This is a genomic window from Geobacter sp. OR-1 (assembly GCF_000813145.1).
Classification (GTDB): domain Bacteria; phylum Desulfobacterota; class Desulfuromonadia; order Geobacterales; family DSM-12255; genus Geoanaerobacter.
This window is the reverse complement of the sequence record NZ_BAZF01000018.1, coordinates 71,266-87,829: the sequence shown is the minus strand read 5'-3', so window position 1 is coordinate 87,829 and position 16,564 is coordinate 71,266. Positions and strand designations below refer to the sequence as shown.

At 51.5% G+C, this 16,564-nt stretch carries 17 protein-coding genes; all 17 read left to right on the top strand.

Annotated features, from left to right (window positions below):
- The coding region (locus OR1_RS22870) for a hypothetical protein (RefSeq protein ID WP_237754324.1) at positions 1-286 on the top strand (286 nt) is incomplete at its 5' end.
- Between the two features lie 62 nt (positions 287-348).
- Positions 349-1,203 (top strand): glycosyltransferase family 2 protein, encoded by an 855-nt coding sequence (locus OR1_RS16260; RefSeq protein ID WP_272946201.1) that lies wholly within the window; start codon positions 349-351, stop codon positions 1,201-1,203.
- On the top strand, positions 1,200-2,264 hold the full coding sequence (locus tag OR1_RS16255) for a glycosyltransferase (RefSeq protein ID WP_052440550.1): 1,065 nt from the start codon (positions 1,200-1,202) through the stop codon (positions 2,262-2,264). Before OR1_RS16260 ends, OR1_RS16255 begins: the two co-directional genes overlap by 4 nt.
- A gap of 15 nt (positions 2,265-2,279) precedes the next feature.
- The gene (locus OR1_RS16250; RefSeq protein ID WP_041973033.1) at positions 2,280-3,071 is read left to right on the top strand and encodes a glycosyltransferase family A protein; all 792 of its coding nucleotides are present in this window, start codon (positions 2,280-2,282) and stop codon (positions 3,069-3,071) included.
- A 162-nt stretch (positions 3,072-3,233) separates the two neighbouring features.
- Complete coding sequence (gene wecB / locus OR1_RS16245) at positions 3,234-4,355, top strand: non-hydrolyzing UDP-N-acetylglucosamine 2-epimerase (protein ID WP_041973030.1); 1,122 nt, start codon at positions 3,234-3,236, stop codon at positions 4,353-4,355.
- Positions 4,356-4,612: 257 nt separating this feature from the next.
- The gene (locus OR1_RS16240) at positions 4,613-5,467 is read left to right on the top strand and encodes a glycosyltransferase (protein WP_041973027.1); all 855 of its coding nucleotides are present in this window, start codon (positions 4,613-4,615) and stop codon (positions 5,465-5,467) included.
- 104 nt (positions 5,468-5,571) lie between these two features.
- A complete protein-coding gene (locus OR1_RS16235; RefSeq protein ID WP_041973024.1) occupies positions 5,572-6,306 on the top strand; it encodes a glycosyltransferase family 2 protein in 735 nt (244 codons plus the stop codon).
- On the top strand, positions 6,303-7,331 hold the full coding sequence (locus OR1_RS16230) for a glycosyltransferase family 2 protein (RefSeq protein WP_041973021.1): 1,029 nt from the start codon (positions 6,303-6,305) through the stop codon (positions 7,329-7,331). The genes OR1_RS16235 and OR1_RS16230 overlap by 4 nt, the downstream gene beginning before the upstream one ends.
- Before the next feature lie 31 nt (positions 7,332-7,362).
- The gene (locus OR1_RS16225; protein WP_082002997.1) at positions 7,363-8,427 is read left to right on the top strand and encodes a DUF2304 family protein; all 1,065 of its coding nucleotides are present in this window, start codon (positions 7,363-7,365) and stop codon (positions 8,425-8,427) included.
- Between the two features lie 89 nt (positions 8,428-8,516).
- Positions 8,517-9,290 (top strand): glucose-1-phosphate cytidylyltransferase, encoded by a 774-nt coding sequence (gene rfbF, locus OR1_RS16220; protein ID WP_041973018.1) that lies wholly within the window; start codon positions 8,517-8,519, stop codon positions 9,288-9,290.
- Positions 9,291-9,328: 38 nt separating this feature from the next.
- Positions 9,329-10,408, top strand: coding sequence for a CDP-glucose 4,6-dehydratase (gene rfbG / locus OR1_RS16215; RefSeq protein ID WP_041973056.1), 1,080 nt, complete (start codon positions 9,329-9,331; stop codon positions 10,406-10,408).
- Complete coding sequence (gene rfbH / locus OR1_RS16210; RefSeq protein WP_202812062.1) at positions 10,401-11,747, top strand: lipopolysaccharide biosynthesis protein RfbH; 1,347 nt, start codon at positions 10,401-10,403, stop codon at positions 11,745-11,747. Before rfbG ends, rfbH begins: the two co-directional genes overlap by 8 nt.
- Before the next feature lie 85 nt (positions 11,748-11,832).
- Positions 11,833-12,585 carry a transketolase gene (locus OR1_RS16205; RefSeq protein WP_041973052.1) on the top strand — a complete coding sequence of 251 codons (753 nt, stop codon included), beginning with the start codon at positions 11,833-11,835 and terminating at the stop codon, positions 12,583-12,585.
- Entirely contained in the window at positions 12,582-13,499 is a 918-nt protein-coding gene (locus tag OR1_RS16200; protein ID WP_041973013.1) for a transketolase family protein, read from the top strand. Before OR1_RS16205 ends, OR1_RS16200 begins: the two co-directional genes overlap by 4 nt.
- Complete coding sequence (locus OR1_RS16195; RefSeq protein ID WP_041973011.1) at positions 13,496-14,425, top strand: NAD(P)-dependent oxidoreductase; 930 nt, start codon at positions 13,496-13,498, stop codon at positions 14,423-14,425. Before OR1_RS16200 ends, OR1_RS16195 begins: the two co-directional genes overlap by 4 nt.
- 71 nt (positions 14,426-14,496) lie before the next feature.
- The gene (locus tag OR1_RS16190; RefSeq protein WP_041973008.1) at positions 14,497-15,390 is read left to right on the top strand and encodes a hypothetical protein; all 894 of its coding nucleotides are present in this window, start codon (positions 14,497-14,499) and stop codon (positions 15,388-15,390) included.
- A gap of 245 nt (positions 15,391-15,635) precedes the next feature.
- Complete coding sequence (locus OR1_RS16185) at positions 15,636-16,535, top strand: hypothetical protein (RefSeq protein ID WP_152609938.1); 900 nt, start codon at positions 15,636-15,638, stop codon at positions 16,533-16,535.
- The last annotated feature ends 29 nt before the right edge of the window (positions 16,536-16,564 follow it).

The window sequence follows — 16,564 nt, the reverse complement described above, 5'->3', positions numbered from 1 at the left end:
AGATGGATTGCGTGTCGCCAATTCGGCTCGTGAAACAATAGTATCGGCGATAGAATCAGGTAAATGCAATGGGAAATCAATATTCATAGTCGCTAAGGATCGATATGTAAAAGACTGGTATTTTCAAGGCAACAAATTTTTCAGGTTTTATACCGGCGAAAATGGGATAAATATTTCCTATGCGAACTCGTATTCCGATTTACCTGCAAATATTAAGTCTTATGGTGACTACGTCGTTTTTGTCTTAGACGAGTCAACAAGAAAATTTTCTACTTTGATTTTATAGGGCCTTATCTTTAGTTGTTGAAATCATCAAGGTCTAAAATATCACAAAAATGGTATCAAGTAGTGTCAATTTGCGTTTCAGTTATATATTTAACAAAAAATGGGGGTAACCTGTTTGAAGAATCTATGAAAACAGTGTTATCTCAACGAGTTTCTTTTGGATTTGAAGTGATTGCGGTGGATTCAGGATCTACTGACGGAACACTTGATTTATTGAGAAACCTTCCTGCCCGACTGTATCAAATCCCCTCTAACGAATTCAATTTCGGACTTACCCGCGACTATGGGTTCGAGTTGGCACAAGGCGAATTTGTAGTTGCGATTTCTCAAGATGCAGTACCCGTTGGGGATGATTGGCTGGAAAATCTGATCGAGCCGTTTGCCGATCCGTCAGTTGCTATTGTTCAGGGAGCCGATACTATGCCTCATGATCGCAGGCTGTTTTATTGGGATAAAATCAGCTTCTTTTACTATACCAGGGACTGTGCAAGGTGGAGACGCCAGTATGACAATATTGGGGTCTCATTTACTTCATGTGCAGTTCGCAAAAGCGTGTGGGAGCAGAACCGGCTTGGACGAGTTGAGATGAGCGAAGATAAGGTATTTCAGAAGAAGGTTGTTGAAAAAGGCTTCAAGGTGGTCTTTCAGCATAAAGCCAAGGACTACCATTCGCATTTATACACAGTGTCAAGCTTGGCAAAAAGATCAGAAAACGAAGGCATAGGATGGAGACAAGTGGGGATAAACTACTCTCTAATGGATATGATGCTTGATATGTTTAATGTTAAAGCGATATTACTTACTTTTATTGGTATTGCTACGTTTAATATTTTCAGTTTATCAGAGTTGCTGTTCCCAGTCATCAGGCCAATATTCTTGTTCAAAGGTAATAAATTCACTAGGTCGTATGTGCAGTGATTAAGCAGTTATTCAAAGATATAAAAATATCAGTTCTCATGCCAGTTTATAACGGCGCACAGTATCTTAAGTGCGCCATTGAAAGCATTCTGAACCAAACACTTACCGATTTAGAATTCATCATTATAAACGATGGTTCTACTGATGACAGCGTAAATATCATCAAGTCTTATACTGATCCTCGCATCAGACTTGTTCATAACGAAACCAACCTTGGTCTGATTGCATCACTTAATAAAGGTATTGAGCAGGCAAAGGGCGAATATATTGCTCGTATGGACTGTGACGATATCAGCTTGCCGGAACGTTTGTCGAAGCAGGCAGCCTTTTTGGATAGACACCCTGAAGTCGGTATCTGCGGTACATGGTTTAGGTCTATTGGTGATGAATCAGGCTTAGTCTGTAGATTCCCCACTGACCCGGATTTATTCAGATCCGAACTTCTGTTCGACTCAGTAATCGGCCATCCTTCGGTAATGTTTCGTAGAAAACTTTTCCAGGATGGCAACCTATATTACGATCCGGCATTCAGACATGCGGAAGATTTTGAGCTGTGGTCCAGAGCTGTTGATCATTGTGAAGTTTGCAGTCTTCCGGAAATGCTTGTGCTCTATAGATATCATTCCTCTCAGGTTTCTCAGCAACGGGCAGATGAGCAGAAAGCTACCGCGGGCAAGGTGCGATTGGCGCAGATTAGAAGGCTCGGGATTGAACCTTCAGAAGATGAGTTATTACTGCATCAGTCATTTGGTTCTTTAACACATCAAGATAATCCCTCTTTCTTTGTTGGTGCAGGTGCTTGGCTCAATAAGCTCAAGAAAGCAAATGATTCACAGAAAATTTACCCCGAACCGCAGTTTTCCTACGTTCTTTGTGAGCGATGGTTTCGTTTATGTTTAAGGTCAATAATACAGGGACAGTGGACTTGGCGGATATTTTCTCCCCCCAAAGCTGTCGTAAACGCCTGGACCGGTCTGAGTTATACGTTTAAATTTACTTATCAGCATCTGTTCGATTATGTGTCGAAAATGGTATATCAATGCAAAAGATCTCATTACTGAAGCTGTTGGGGTTTTATGCCTAAGGTGACTGTAGTCATACCCTGCTTTAATCAGGGAGCATATGTGGATGAAGCGGTAGATTCCGTTCTTAACCAAACGTTGCAGGATATTGAAATAATTATTGTCAATGATGGTTCGACTGACAAGTCAACCAATGCACTTCTCGACGCTTACAGCAAGCCGAATACTAAAGTGATATCAATCAAGAATCAGGGACCTGGCGTTGCTCGAAATATCGGCATAAGTGCGGCAGCAGGAGAATATATATTCCCTCTCGATGCTGACGATAAGATTGCCCCGACTTCACTTGAAAAAGCGGTCGTAATCCTTGATGAGAAGCCAGAAGTCGGGATAGTCTGCTCTCTTGTGGATTTTTTCGGAGCAAAGAGAGGCCGGTTTGTTGTTTCTGATTTTTCAGAAAGAGATTTGCTCTTGGCAAATCACATCTGTGCTTCGGCAATGTTCAGAAAAAGTGATTGGGAGCATACCGGTGGTTATAATGTAAATATGAAATTCGGTTGGGAGGATTGGGATTTTTGGCTCTCATTGATAGAGTTGGGGCGGTCCGTACACAGAATACCTGAAGTGCTTTTTTATTATCGGGTGAAAAATAGTTCAAGAACCACGAACCTTACTGACGAAAAACAACAGGCAATGTATCGGCAACTTTTTGAGAATCATCGACAGCTTTACTCCGAAAATATTGACCATTTGTTTGCTGCTGTCGAGAAATATCGAAGCAGTTGGGAATACCACTTGAAAACTCGGTTGAGATATTATTTTAGGTACCTGAAAAGCTGGATATAGTAAGAGCTTATCCTAAATAATGGCTACTTTTTCTGAAAGCTATTATGGCTGCTGCCGTCTGTAATAACGCTTCATAGGTTTCGGTGAGCTTTTCGTACCTCGCCAGTACTTTTGGCCCAAGTGGCGTGACCCTATTGATCATTTCTGAATATGAGGGAATAGATGAAAAAAGTTTTGATAACCTTCGGAACCCGGCCAGAGGCCATAAAAATGGCCCCGGTTGTTGCCGCACTCAAAGCAATTTCTTTATTTGAAACCAGCGTTTGTGTAACCGCTCAGCACCGCCAGATGCTTGATCATGTGTTGGAACTGTTTGGCATTGTACCTGATTTCGACTTGGATTTGATGAAACCGGGGCAGGATCTTACCGATATCACCAGCAATGTTCTTCTAGGTATGCGCCAGGTATTGCGACAGTGGCGTCCCGACTATGTTCTGGTGCATGGCGACACCACGACTACCTTTGCTGCTGCTCTTGCATCATATTATGAAAAGATTCCAGTCTGTCATGTCGAGGCAGGCTTGCGAACCGGTAATATCTATTCACCATGGCCGGAAGAGATGAACCGAAAACTCGCCGGTGCAATCACTACAATTCATTTTGCTCCTACGGAAAAGGCAAGACAAAACTTGCTGCATGAGAACGTTCCTTTAGAGCGAATCCATGTAACAGGCAACACTGTGATTGATGCGCTGCTTGAAGTAGCGAACCGTTTGAGGCTCGACAAGACCCTGACAACAAAGTTTGCTGATAAATTCTCGTTTCTGGATACTTCTCGTCGGCTGATTCTTGTTACCGGTCACAGAAGGGAAAATTTCGGTGAAGGTTTTGAACGGATATGTAGGGCTCTTACAACCATTGCCGAGCGCGAAGATGTAGAGATTGTCTACCCAGTCCATCTGAACCCCAACGTACAGGAGCCGGTCAAGCGTATTCTTGGCAACAATCAGCGGATTCATCTTATTGAACCTCTTGATTATCTTCCTTTTGTCTACCTTATGGACCGTTCGTACATAATAATCACAGATTCCGGCGGTGTGCAGGAAGAGGCGCCCTCGCTGGGCAAGCCTGTACTGGTAATGCGAGACACCACTGAGCGGCCAGAGGCGGTTGATGCCGGGACGGTCAAGCTTGTCGGAACGAATGAAGATGCAATTGTTCGCGAGGCTTTGCTGCTGCTCGATGATCCCAATGAGTATCAAGGCATGTCTCGCGCCCACAACCCATACGGTGACGGCCATGCATGCAGCCGCATCGCTGCATTTCTCCTTCAACGTTGCTGAAAACAGCGGAGTTGATTGAATGCCTGCAACTACAGACCAGCGCATTTTAAAGAGATACTGGGGTATCCTTACCCCAAAAGAACGAAAGTTAACGCAAGTATATTCACGGATAAAGGACCACGGCTTTTTCATGGAGCGATACTATCGGTGCAAATGCGGCTTTTTTTATGCCAGCTCTTTGATGAATATCCGGTTGCTCCTGTTTCGGTGACGGCTGTGTAGCGTATAAGACTTGTTGGATAGTGAAAGGAGCAGATTTGCAGAAAAGTCTGGACGAGATTCTTGCGGTACTCGTAGTTTACCAGCGTGATATTACTTCCGCGGATTCCGTTGCATCTTTGAGCCGTTCGCTGACTACGTCTGGGTTCTCTCTTGACTTGTTCATTCATGACAACAGTCCTTTTGTGCAATCAGTTGATAATTCCTTCAAGTCTTTGAAGATCATCTACCATCACGATCCGACCAACCCCGGAGTTGCCGGAGCATACAATGCCGGTGCCAGGTTCGCACGGGAAAGCGGTAAGAAATGGCTGCTGCTCCTGGATCAGGATACGTCTTTCCCGGTGAATGCCCTGGATGTTTACGCGCAAGCGGTGGCCGACAATGCCGCAATTGAAATGTTCGCACCCCGACTGGTATCGCACGGGCGCATATTCTCGCCTTGCGGGTATTGCGCGGGGATCGGATATCACCTCGGCCGGGTTGAATCTGGATTGATGAGCCTGCAGGGGCGAGGAATCCTTAACAGCGGGATGCTCGTAAGAGTGGATGCTTTTGACGCGGTCGGCGGCTTTGACGAGCGGATACCGCTGGATTTTGCCGATCACGACTTCTGCCGGCGTTTTGCCGATAAATTCCCGGCGGTGTTCATCCTTGATCTGGATTGCGGGCACGGTTTCTCGGACCGGGAAGAGGCGCCGTTGGAAGCAGCCCTTGCCCGGTTTGCCTTCTTCTGCCGCGGCGCACGCTACAGCATGAGGTCTTTCCCTGATATCGTCACTCACTTTGTTGCTGCCTCGATCCGTTGCGTGGTCCTTTCGACACGTTATCGAACATGGCGATTTATCCCAGTGATGTTGCGGGAGTTGTTTGCTTTTGATCAATCCGGGTGATATTGTATGCGAGTTTTGTGGGCAGGCGACAACTCTCATCCGTAAGGTTCCGAATTCTGGCAGGATCTTTTCCCAATAACCGTAAGGAAGAGTGATTTGGTGAGATGAAACTATCCGTCTGCATGGCGACCCGGAACGGCGAACGGTTCATCGGAGAGCAACTGGCATCTATCCTCAGCCAGCTTGGTCCGGATGACGAGTTGATAATTTCCGACGATTCATCCACCGACCGGACTGTGGCGATTATTCGCGATTTTGCCGACCCTCGCCTGCGGCTGCTTGAAGGGGGTGCCTTTTACAGCCCGATTTTCAATTTCGAGAACGCCCTGCGGCACGCAACGGGCGGTATCATTGCCCTGTCGGATCAGGATGATATCTGGCTGCCGAACAAGGTCGCCGTAATCCGTACACTGTTCAATAATCGTCCCGGGGCCATATACCTGGTGGTCATGGATGGCACTGTGATAGACGAGACCGGCAGGGAGATTGCGCCTTCGATTTTCGGCTGCATGAGACGGTCGGGACCGGGGGTGGCAAGGAACATCTTCGACAACAGCTACATCGGTTGCAGCATGGCCTTTTCGCGGGAGCTCCTGGACATTGCCCTGCCATTTCCCCGCAAAATCCCGATGCATGACGTCTGGCTGGGGATTCTGGCGGAGATCTTCGGCACAACGGTTTTTGTGCCGGAGAAGGCCGTCTGCTACCGCAAGCATGGGGCAAGCATGACCGACTTCGGTATCCGTTTCATCCCCTGGACCCAAATAAAGCGGCGCTGGTTTCTTTCGTGGTATCTCTTTGTCAGGTGGGTTTCCGTAACAACAAGGCAGGGCCATTGATCCCGCGAGTCTCGATAATAATCGTCAACTGGAACGGCAGGCACCACCTGGCGGAATGCCTTGACAGCATTAGCGTGCAGACATTCCGGGGGGTCGAGGTGGTGCTGGTGGATAACGGCTCGACCGATGGTTCCGTTTCTTTTGTGCGCGAGCGTTACCCCTGGGTCAAGTTGGTGGGACTCTCCGAAAACACTGGGTTTGCAACCGGGAATAACCGAGGCTTGGAGCAGTCTGTCGGGGAGTACCTAGTTACGCTCAACAACGATACCAAAGCTGAACCGAATTGGCTGGCAGAGCTCGTTGCCGTTGCCGATGCCCATCCCGGTGTCGGTATGGTGGGTTGTCGCATCTGCTCCTTCGCTGACCCGGATATCGTTGATTCCCTCGGGTTCGGCATCTGTCGCGACGGCATGTCCCGGGGATTGTTCCGGCGCCGGCGTTATTCCCTGCTCAACATGGGGTCGGTGGAGGAAATCCTGGTACCGAGTGCCTGCGCGGCGCTCTATCGTCGGGCCATGATTGACGAGATCGGTTTTTTCGACGATGATTTCTTCGCGTATGCCGAGGATACCGACCTCGGACTGCGCGGACGGTTTGCAGGGTGGGGCGCTCTGCTTGCGACCCAGGCTGTTGTGTTACACAAGTATTCTCGCACCGGCGGCGCATTTTCGCCGCTCAAGATCTTTCTGGTGGAACGGAACCACTACTGGGTGGCAATGAAAAACTTTCCGCTTTCTTGTCTGCTGCTGGTGCCGGCATATACGTTACTCCGATACCTGGCCCAGCTGCGGCTCGTTTTAACCGGTTCCGGGTCGGGCGGGGAGTTTAGGGCCAGCGGTTCATCGGCCGCCATTGCCGTTGCCCTGGTCCGCGGAATATGGCATGCCCTGGCCGGTATGCCACGGGTAATGGCGAAAAGGGCACGGATCATGAATAAACGCAGGCTGACGCCCGGCGAAATGGCCGATCTCATTCGGAGATACCGGCTTTCCTTTCGCGAACTCCTGGACGATTCCGGTGATTGAGCAAAAACATCAACCGATTGCACGGTGATCAATGTACTTTGAGAAGATACAAGCAGTTTCGCTGCTGTTCAGCCTGGTAATCTTTACGTTCATCTTCGGGCTGGTTCAGAAAAGGAGGGTCAAGGAAGAGTATTCCATCCTCTGGTTTCTGATGAGCATCTTCTTCATCTACCTGTCGCTGGACAAGCATGCGATCGACCGGTTCGGTGACCTGTTCGGCGTGGCATACAAGCCGAGCATCCTGATGCTTTTTACCACGGCATTTACCTTCCTGGTCCTGATCCATGTCTCTATAGTCATCACCAAGCTGTCTGACCAGAACAAGGAATTGATCCAGGAGCTGGCCCTGGGCAATCTGATCAACAGCTCTTCCCGAACCGAACAGGCCGAAATCCTGGTAATAGTCCCGGCCTATAACGAAGAGGCCAGCATTGCCGAGGTGATTGCCGATCTGCGCAGCCTGCAGCTTCCTCTGGATATCCTGGTGGTGAACGACGGCTCTATCGACCGTACCAGTGCCGTTGCCCGCTCCCAAGGGGTCAAGGTGCTCGATCTTCCCAAGAATCTCGGGATCGGCGGCGCCGTGCAGACCGGTTTCAAATATGCCGACCGGCTTGATTATTCCGTTGCAGTCCAGTTTGACGGTGATGGCCAGCATATAGCCGCCGAGATCCCAAAGCTACTGGCAACGAAGAGAGATAACAACGCCAATGTCGTCATCGGTTCCCGTTTCATGGGGTGGAGCGAGGGGTATCGCTCCACTTTTGTCCGGCGGTTCGGAATTCACCTGTTCGATGCCGTTAATTCCATTCTCATCGGCCAGAGGGTTACCGACAATACCTCCGGTTTCCGGGCCTACGACAGCCGGGCCATTTCTTTTCTCGCCAGGCATTACCCGGTGGATTATCCGGAACCGGAAGCGGTAATCCTCTTGGGGAAAAACGGCTTCAGGCTTGCCGAGTCTTCGATCAGTATGCGGGAGCGCCAGGGTGGGACCTCCTCCATCAGCGGTCTGCGTGGCATCTATTACATGGTAAAGGTATTGCTGGCCATAGTGATGACGGCTATTCGCAAGCCGGTGATAGAAACCGACTGACCTCCTTCTTGCCAATAACGGCAAAAAAGTGCACAATGCCGATTTCTGATAGCTATAATCGGACATAAATTCAGATTATTGGAGCCGCTATGAAAGTCGTCATCCTGGCCGGAGGTTTCGGCACACGCATCAGCGAGGAGTCGCATCTCAAACCAAAGCCAATGATTGAGATCGGCGGCCGGCCGATTCTCTGGCATATCATGAAGATCTATTCGAGTTACGGATTCAACGACTTTGTTATCTGCCTCGGCTACAAGGCGTACAGTATCAAGGAGTATTTTGCCCATTACTTCCTCCACGAGGCAGATGTCACCTTTGACTTTCGCTCCGAAAACCAGCGGATCGTCCATAGCCATACCGCCGAGCCGTGGCAGGTGACTCTGGTGGATACCGGCCTGGAGACCATGACCGGCGGCAGGGTAAAGCGGGTCGCCCCGTATCTGGATAACCAGCCGTTCATGCTTACCTATGGTGACGGGGTCGGAAACGTTAATATCCGGGAACTGGTAGCCTATCACACCCGGAGCGGCAAGCTGGCCACGGTCACCACTACCCAGCCGAGCGGCAAGTTCGGCGCCCTGAACCTCTCGGACGACGATCAGGTGCTCAGCTTCCAGGAGAAGCCGAAAGGAGACGGACACTGGATCAATGCCGGTTTCTTCGTTATGCAGCCCGAGGTCCTCGGATATCTGGGTGACGACTCCACTGTGCTTGAAAAAGAGCCTCTGGAGCGCCTTGCAGCCGGAGGAGAACTGGTGGCGTTCAAACACCATGGTTTCTGGCAGCCGATGGACACCCTGCGGGACAAGAACCATCTTGAGGAACTCTGGAAGGATGGAACTGCCCCCTGGAAGCTGTGGTGAATGTCAGTGAAGAGTCAACTGTGAAGGTGAAAGAACCGATGGCTGTTAAGGAATTCTGGCAAGGCAAAAAAGTCTTTCTTACCGGGCATACCGGTTTCAAAGGGTCGTGGCTATCGATTTGGCTCCACTCACTCGGCGCAAAGGTGACCGGCTATGCCCTTGACCCGCCGACCGATCCGAGCCTGTTCGACATGGCCGGCGTCAGTGAGTTGCTGACCTCGGTAATCGCCGATGTGCGGGACCTGGACCGGCTAAAGGCTGCGATGATCGCAGCCACCCCGGATATTGTCATTCACATGGCAGCACAACCTCTGGTGCGGGATTCGTACAAGATCCCGGTTGAGACCTATGCCATAAACGTCATGGGAACTGTGCACCTGCTGGAGGCGGTGAGAAGCTGCCCGAGCGTGCGTGCGGTTGTCAATGTCACTACGGACAAGGTGTACGAAAACCGGGAATGGGTCTGGGGTTACCGGGAAGAAGAGCCTTTCGGCGGCTACGATCCCTATTCCAACAGCAAGGGGTGCTCTGAGCTGGTAACAGCTGCCTATCGCTCGTCTTACTTCAATCCGGCCGAATATCACCGTCATGGGGTGGCAGTGGCATCGGCTCGGGCCGGCAACGTGATCGGCGGCGGCGACTGGGCCGGCGACCGGCTGATACCCGACATTGTCCGTGCCATTATGGCAGGGGAGAAGGTCCTTATCCGCAACCCCCATGCAATCCGACCGTGGCAGCATGTGCTGGAACCGCTCTCTGGATATTTGCTGCTGGCGCAACGACTGTTCGAGAACAGTGTGGCCTATGCCGAGGGGTGGAACTTCGGACCGGCCGACGACGACGCCAGACCGGTGGAGTGGGTTGTGCGGGAACTCTGCTCCAAGTGGGGGAACGGTGCCGGATATCTGATCGACGACGGCGAACACCCGCACGAGGCCAGCTATCTCAAGCTCGACTGCTCCAAGGCGCGTATGAGGCTCGGCTGGAGACCGCGCTGGGATCTGGCAACGGCATTGGACCGGATAGTTGCCTGGACAAAAGAGTATATTGGCGGCAACGACCTGCGTGAAACCTGCCGGCTGCAGATCATTGAATATGGGAGAGGATTTGATGAGTGATAACGCCAAGCGCGATGCGGAGCTTCGCAGTAAAACCATAGCTGCGGCGGTAGAATATTATCGATTCAAGCATCAATCTGATAAAGGTTTCGAACCCGGCGACCGGGTTTCCTATGCCGGCCGGGTATTCGACGAACGGGAGATTGCCGCACTGGTTGATTCTTCTCTGGATTTCTGGCTCACCACCGGTCGTTATGCCGAGCGGTTCGAACATGAATTTGCCCAGTTTCTGGGGGTGCAGCATTGCTCGCTGACCAACTCCGGCTCATCGGCAAACCTGCTGGCGTTTATGGCCCTTACCTCGCCGAAGCTCGGCGAGCGGAGGATCAAGCCGGGCGACGAAGTGATCACGGTTGCCGCGGGCTTTCCGACCACGGTGGCGCCGATTATCCAGTATGGCGCCGTACCGGTCTTTGTCGATGTGACTTTTCCCACCTACAACATTGATGTCAATCAGCTCGATGCCGCCATGTCACCCCTCACCAAGGCGGTAATGGTGGCTCACACCCTGGGCAACCCCTTCGATCTTGCTGCGGTAAAGGCGTTTTGCGACCGGAACGGGCTCTGGCTGATCGAGGACAACTGCGATGCGCTCGGCTCCCGTTACCGCTATAAGGACAAATGGCAGTTTACCGGGGCTATCGGCCATATCGGGACTTCAAGCTTCTACCCGCCCCATCATATGACCATGGGTGAGGGTGGGGCGGTCTACACCAATGATCTGCAGCTCCGGAGGCTCGTCGAATCTTTTCGGGACTGGGGCCGCGACTGCTGGTGCCCGTCAGGCCGCGACAACACCTGCGGCAATCGCTTCGGCCAGCAGTTCGGCGAACTGCCGTTCGGCTACGACCATAAATATGTCTACTCGCACTTCGGCTACAACCTGAAAGTTACCGACATGCAGGCAGCCATCGGTTGTGCCCAGCTGGAAAAACTGCCCGGTTTCATCGAGGCCCGCAAACGTAACTGGCAGATCCTGCGCCACGGGCTTGACCGCTATGCTGATCGGTTTTTACTCCCTGAGCCGACTGAAAACTCCGACCCCTCCTGGTTCGGATTCCTGTTGACTATCCGGGAATCTGCCGGCTTTGGGCGTGACCGGTTGGTAAATCACCTGGAGAGCAAGGGGATTCAGACGCGGATGCTCTTTGCCGGGAACCTTACCAAACACCCCTGTTTCGATGAAATGAGAAAAAGCGGCCACGGATACCGGATAGTCGGCGAGCTGGCAAATACCGATCGGATCATGCGCGACACTTTCTGGATTGGTGTATACCCGGGCATGACGGAGAGTATGCTGGAGTACATGATTGCAACAATATGCGATTTCCTGCAGTAGCGGACCGGCATGACACTATCTGCCAAGGGGGCTGAGACAGAATTTGAACCGTGAACTTATAGCCATAAAAAAATCGATACTCCACATGACCCACTATTCTCACTCGTCTCATGTCGGAAGCTGCCTGTCCATTGCGGAAATATTGTACACGCTTTACTTCAGGACCTTGCGGATCGATCCTCTTTCCCCGCTGAATGAAGACCGTGACCGATTCATCCTCAGCAAGGGGCACGGGAGCGCCGCGCTTTATGCGACCCTGGCGGAGAAGGGGTTTTTCCCGAAAGAGTATCTTGACCGCTTTTACATTGATGCCGGCATGCTTCCCGGGCACCTGGACAAAGATGCAGTCCCTGGGGTCGAGGTTTCAAGCGGTTCTCTGGGGCATGGGCTTTCTATCGGGCTCGGGATGGCCATTGCCAACCGGCAGAGCGGCAATCCCGGCCGAATCTTCGTGGTGCTGGGGGATGGAGAGTGCAACGAGGGATCGGTCTGGGAGGCGATAATGCTGGCCGCAACCCTCAAGCTGGCCAACCTGACGGCCATCGTTGATTTCAACAAACTCCAGAGCTTCGGCAGGACCAACGAGGTGATCGACCAGCACAACATGTCGACCCGGTGGCGCGACTTCGGCTGGGATGCCCATGATGTTGACGGTCATGATCCTGATGCCATGGAACGGCTTTTCAACGCCCCCCAGGACCGGCCAAAGGTTCTCATCGCCCATACCGTCAAGGGAAAAGGGGTGTCGTTCATGGAAGACCGGCTTGAATGGCATTACAAGTCTCCCAATGACGATCAATACCGGCAGGCCCTGGAAGAGCTTGGGGGTGACGCATGAGGAGCACTTTCGTTGATTGTCTGATCCGGCGGGCCAGGATTGATGAGCGGATCTTCCTCGTTACTCCTGATGTCGGGTTTTCTGTGCTGGAAAAGTTTGCCGACGAGTTCCCCGACCGGTATCTGAACGTTGGCATCGCCGAGCAGAACGCCATTGGCGTTGCGGCCGGATTGGCTCTCTCCGGCCGGCGACCGTATGTGTACAGCATGGTGCCGTTTGTGACCATGCGGTGCTTTGAACAGGTGCGTGTCGATGTTGCCTACATGCAGACCAATGTCAGGCTGGTCGGGATCGGCGGCGGTTTGACCTATGGCCCGGCCGGGACAACTCACCATGCCATAGAGGATATCGCCTTGATGCGTGCCTTGCCCAACATGACGGTTTGTGCACCCGGCGATCCGGTCGAGGCCCGGACCTTGATCGAGGAGAGCTTTGACCATGAAGGTCCGATCTACTTCAGACTGGGCAGAAACGGGGAGCCTGTTCTCTACGATACCGGAGTGAAAATCGAGATCGGCAGGGCAGTAACAATCACTGAAGGTGACGATTTTGCGCTGATCGCCACCGGCAATATGCTCGAACTCGGGAAAAAGGTTGCACATGCCATGCAGGAGAAGGGGAAAAATGGAACCCTGCTCTCCATGCATACGATCAAGCCGTTCGATACCGAGGCTGTTCTCGGCCTGATCGACAAAGGCTTGCCGATCGTGACCCTTGAGGAACACAACGTTATCGGTGGACTCGGCAGTGCCGTGGCCGACGTAATCGCGGCGAGCGGCAAGGCGACGAGGTTTCGCAAGGTCGGTATCCCGGATGTCTACACCCACTCTGTGGGGAGCCAGGAGTATCTCAAGCGCGAGTTTGGTCTTGACCTGAACTCCATCGTCTCAATTGTCGAAGGAGTGTGCCGGTGAAGGCGGTTCGGGTAGCAATCCTGGGCGCAACCAGTCATATCGCCAAGGGGCTTATTGCGTCGTGGGTAACTGATTCAAGCCGGAAGCTTCTTTTGTACGCCCGGTCGCCGGAGCGGGTCTCTGAGTTCCTTTCGATAATCGAATCTGACAGGTATCCGGTTTTCCCCATGGCTGCGTTCGGGCTCGAGCCGGTTGACGTGGTCGTCAATTGCGTCGGTATCGGCGATCCGGGGCGGCTGAAGAACGATGTTGCCGCGATATTCTCCGTAACCGAGTATTGGGACAGCAAGGTGCTGGAATACCTGAAAGCGAACCCGGCAGCGCTTTACCTGAATTTCAGCAGCGGCGCAGTGTATGGCGGGGATTTCACCCGCCCGGCCAACGAGATGACCCAGGCGACTTTCCCCGTCAACGCCCTGGCGCCGTCAGACTACTACGGCATCGCGAAGCTTCATGCCGAGGCGCGGCATCGGGCCGCGTCCGGCCTGAATATTGTTGACCTGAGAGTGTTCAGTTATTTCAGCCGCTTTGTCGATCTCTCGACCAGGTTCCTCTTGACCGATGTTGCCAAGGCCCTCAAAGCCGGCGAGGAAATGCAGACCATTTCGGCTAATATCGTTCGAGACTATATCCATATAGAAGATCTGACGGCTTTGATCGATCTGTGCATTTCCCGCCGCAGGTTGAATGCGGTGTACGATGTTTACAGCCTGAAACCTGTGACTAAGTTCGAAATGCTGGAAGCCTTTGCCGAGCGCTTTGACCTCAAGTACCGGGTCGTGGCAATGGAAACCGTCAATGCCACAGGCCACAAGGAATTTTATTTCTCCGAGAACCACCGTGCCGCCGAGCTGGGCTATCAACCCGCTCATTCCTCGCTTGAAAGTCTGTGTCTTGAAATGAAATCCCTGCTGACAATTGAGTAGGACCGGCCCGATATTAGTGGTTGGGCCTGAGTTAACGGTTCAATGTAATCAGAGCCCGGGAACTGTATGTGATGAGCAATAAACTGGATCGTTCGGATACATGTAAATATATTGCCGCAGAGCTGTCGCTGATTACCTCGACAGTGATAATAGTCCTATTGCTGTCGGCAATGGCAAAATTCCTTAACCCGGTTGTTGATGTCAGTCGAATCCATGAAATTATCGCAGTGCCGGACAACAATTACCTGAAACCCGAACCTCTTGAGCGGATACTTTTTTTGACCGGGGTTTTTGTCTGGCCGATATTGTTGTTCCTTGCCTATAATGCCGCCGGAGTGGTTTTGGACCGGTTGGGCCTGACAGCGGTATTGGCAGAGAAGACTGACGCGATACTGAAGATATTGATCGGTGCGGCGACTGCTTTGCTGCTTTGGCTGGATCTGGACAAAACGGATTACTATATTCTGGAGAAAAGCATTGCCGATAATTCCCCGGTTTCATGGGGGGTAATCGCCATGTTGACGGCGCTGTCGATAATCATCGCATCCTCAGAGAGAAACAAGGTCAACAGATTCGTCTTCAACGTATTATCTGTCCTGGTCTCTATTGCCGCTCCCGCAATAATCCTCGGCATAGTGGTTTTCGCTCTTTACGATTTAAACATAATAGCCCATACGAGCAATCATGTAGAGCACCTGAATGCGGTGCTTCATGCCGTAGCGCAGGTTTTCAACGGCAAGGAACTGCTGGTCGATCTGAACCACCAGTACGGCATGTACCCCCACTTTCTCGAGCCGGTATTCAAGGTTACCGGGTTATCAATGCTCAGTTTCACGGCTGTCATGGGTGTGATGACCGGCGTGGCACTCTGGCTGCTTTACCGTTTTATGAGAGAGATTTCCGGGAATTCGGTTATTGCGGGTTACGGATTCAGCGCACTGGTCTATTACGGGTACTTTTTTTAAGGATCAATTTTAATTTTGATCAATATTTCCAGTATCATCCTGTCAGGTTTTTCTTCCCGGCCGTTTCAATCTGCCTCGCGTACCAATATTTCAAATCAGGCAGCAAGATAGTGTATTATTTAACTTTTCTGCTGTGCTCGATTGCGGTTTACTGGAATCTGGATACCGGGGGCGTTGCGCTTGCATCATGGCTGCTTGCACTGTTGTACAGAGATTTTTCCGCACGAAACCATAAAGGGATGTTGATGCGCGTATGGCACGCCGTTGCCGTTTTTGGTGCCTTTACTGTGGCATTCAATCTCTATCTTTATTTCAGATATGGCAATCTCCCCGATTATGCCTCGTTCATTGATTATCAGAAGATCTTTTACCGTTACGGCTATGCCATGCTGCCAATGAAGCTGTTCGGGCCATGGAACCTTGTCATCGGTGTGTATCTGGCCGGGATTTTATACTCAATTGCGGCGATGACCGGCCGGAATGGCGAGAGTTCTCTACAAGGGACAACGGTTTTTCATCTCTCTATTCTGGGAACCGGCCTTTTTGCCTATTACCAAGGGAGAAGCCACGACTTGAACCTGGCCATGGCGTGTTACCCCGCTGTCATTATTTTAACGATCTTTGCCGGTATCCTGTCGGCAGATGTAAATTCCTCGAACCGCAGATTTGGGAAGATAGCTTTCTGTGGCCTGATGACGTTTTTTCTTTTTTGTTCAGCGAGCCTGATCAAGAATGTCCCGGCCATGGCTGCCGATACTGCGGTGCGGCTCCGACTCGCAATAAACGGCGATGTCACGCCGACAGTGTCACGAGCGGCCTTTGTAAGGCAGTACACCCGGAAAGGAGCGGAAGTCTTGATCCTCTCCAGCCTTTCCGGGGTTTATTACATGGTTTCCGGGACAACCTGCCCGGTAAAAGTTCCGGGTCCGACGGAACTTTTCCTGAAAGAGGACTATAGTAAAATTTTCGAGTATATTAACAGTGACCGATGTACGTATCTGATTTACGATATCAAGTATATACACAGCAATCCATATAAAGAAGATGTTGCCAAAACTGTTGAAGAAAACTTTGACATTGCCGGGGCATCTGCCGACGGGGCATTGTTTTTTCTTGTGAAGCGTCCCCGCCCGAGTGGTGCGTAAGGTCGCAGCCATCGGGTGCCGATCCGGTC

Bases quoted from the DNA above. Each gene is read 5' to 3' on its own strand.
- OR1_RS16250 (WP_041973033.1), top strand. From the start codon at position 2,280: ATGCCTAAGGTGACTGTAGTCATACCCTGCTTTAATCAGGGAGCATAT.
- wecB (WP_041973030.1), top strand. From the start codon at position 3,234: ATGAAAAAAGTTTTGATAACCTTCGGAACCCGGCCAGAGGCCATAAAA.
- OR1_RS16235 (WP_041973024.1), top strand. From the start codon at position 5,572: ATGAAACTATCCGTCTGCATGGCGACCCGGAACGGCGAACGGTTCATC.
- OR1_RS16225 (WP_082002997.1), top strand. From the start codon at position 7,363: ATGTACTTTGAGAAGATACAAGCAGTTTCGCTGCTGTTCAGCCTGGTA.
- rfbF (WP_041973018.1), top strand. From the start codon at position 8,517: ATGAAAGTCGTCATCCTGGCCGGAGGTTTCGGCACACGCATCAGCGAG.
- rfbG (WP_041973056.1), top strand. From the start codon at position 9,329: ATGGCTGTTAAGGAATTCTGGCAAGGCAAAAAAGTCTTTCTTACCGGG.
- rfbH (WP_202812062.1), top strand. From the start codon at position 10,401: ATGAGTGATAACGCCAAGCGCGATGCGGAGCTTCGCAGTAAAACCATA.
- OR1_RS16205 (WP_041973052.1), top strand. From the start codon at position 11,833: ATGACCCACTATTCTCACTCGTCTCATGTCGGAAGCTGCCTGTCCATT.
- OR1_RS16200 (WP_041973013.1), top strand. From the start codon at position 12,582: ATGAGGAGCACTTTCGTTGATTGTCTGATCCGGCGGGCCAGGATTGAT.
- OR1_RS16190 (WP_041973008.1), top strand. From the start codon at position 14,497: ATGAGCAATAAACTGGATCGTTCGGATACATGTAAATATATTGCCGCA.
- OR1_RS16185 (WP_152609938.1), top strand. From the start codon at position 15,636: ATGCGCGTATGGCACGCCGTTGCCGTTTTTGGTGCCTTTACTGTGGCA.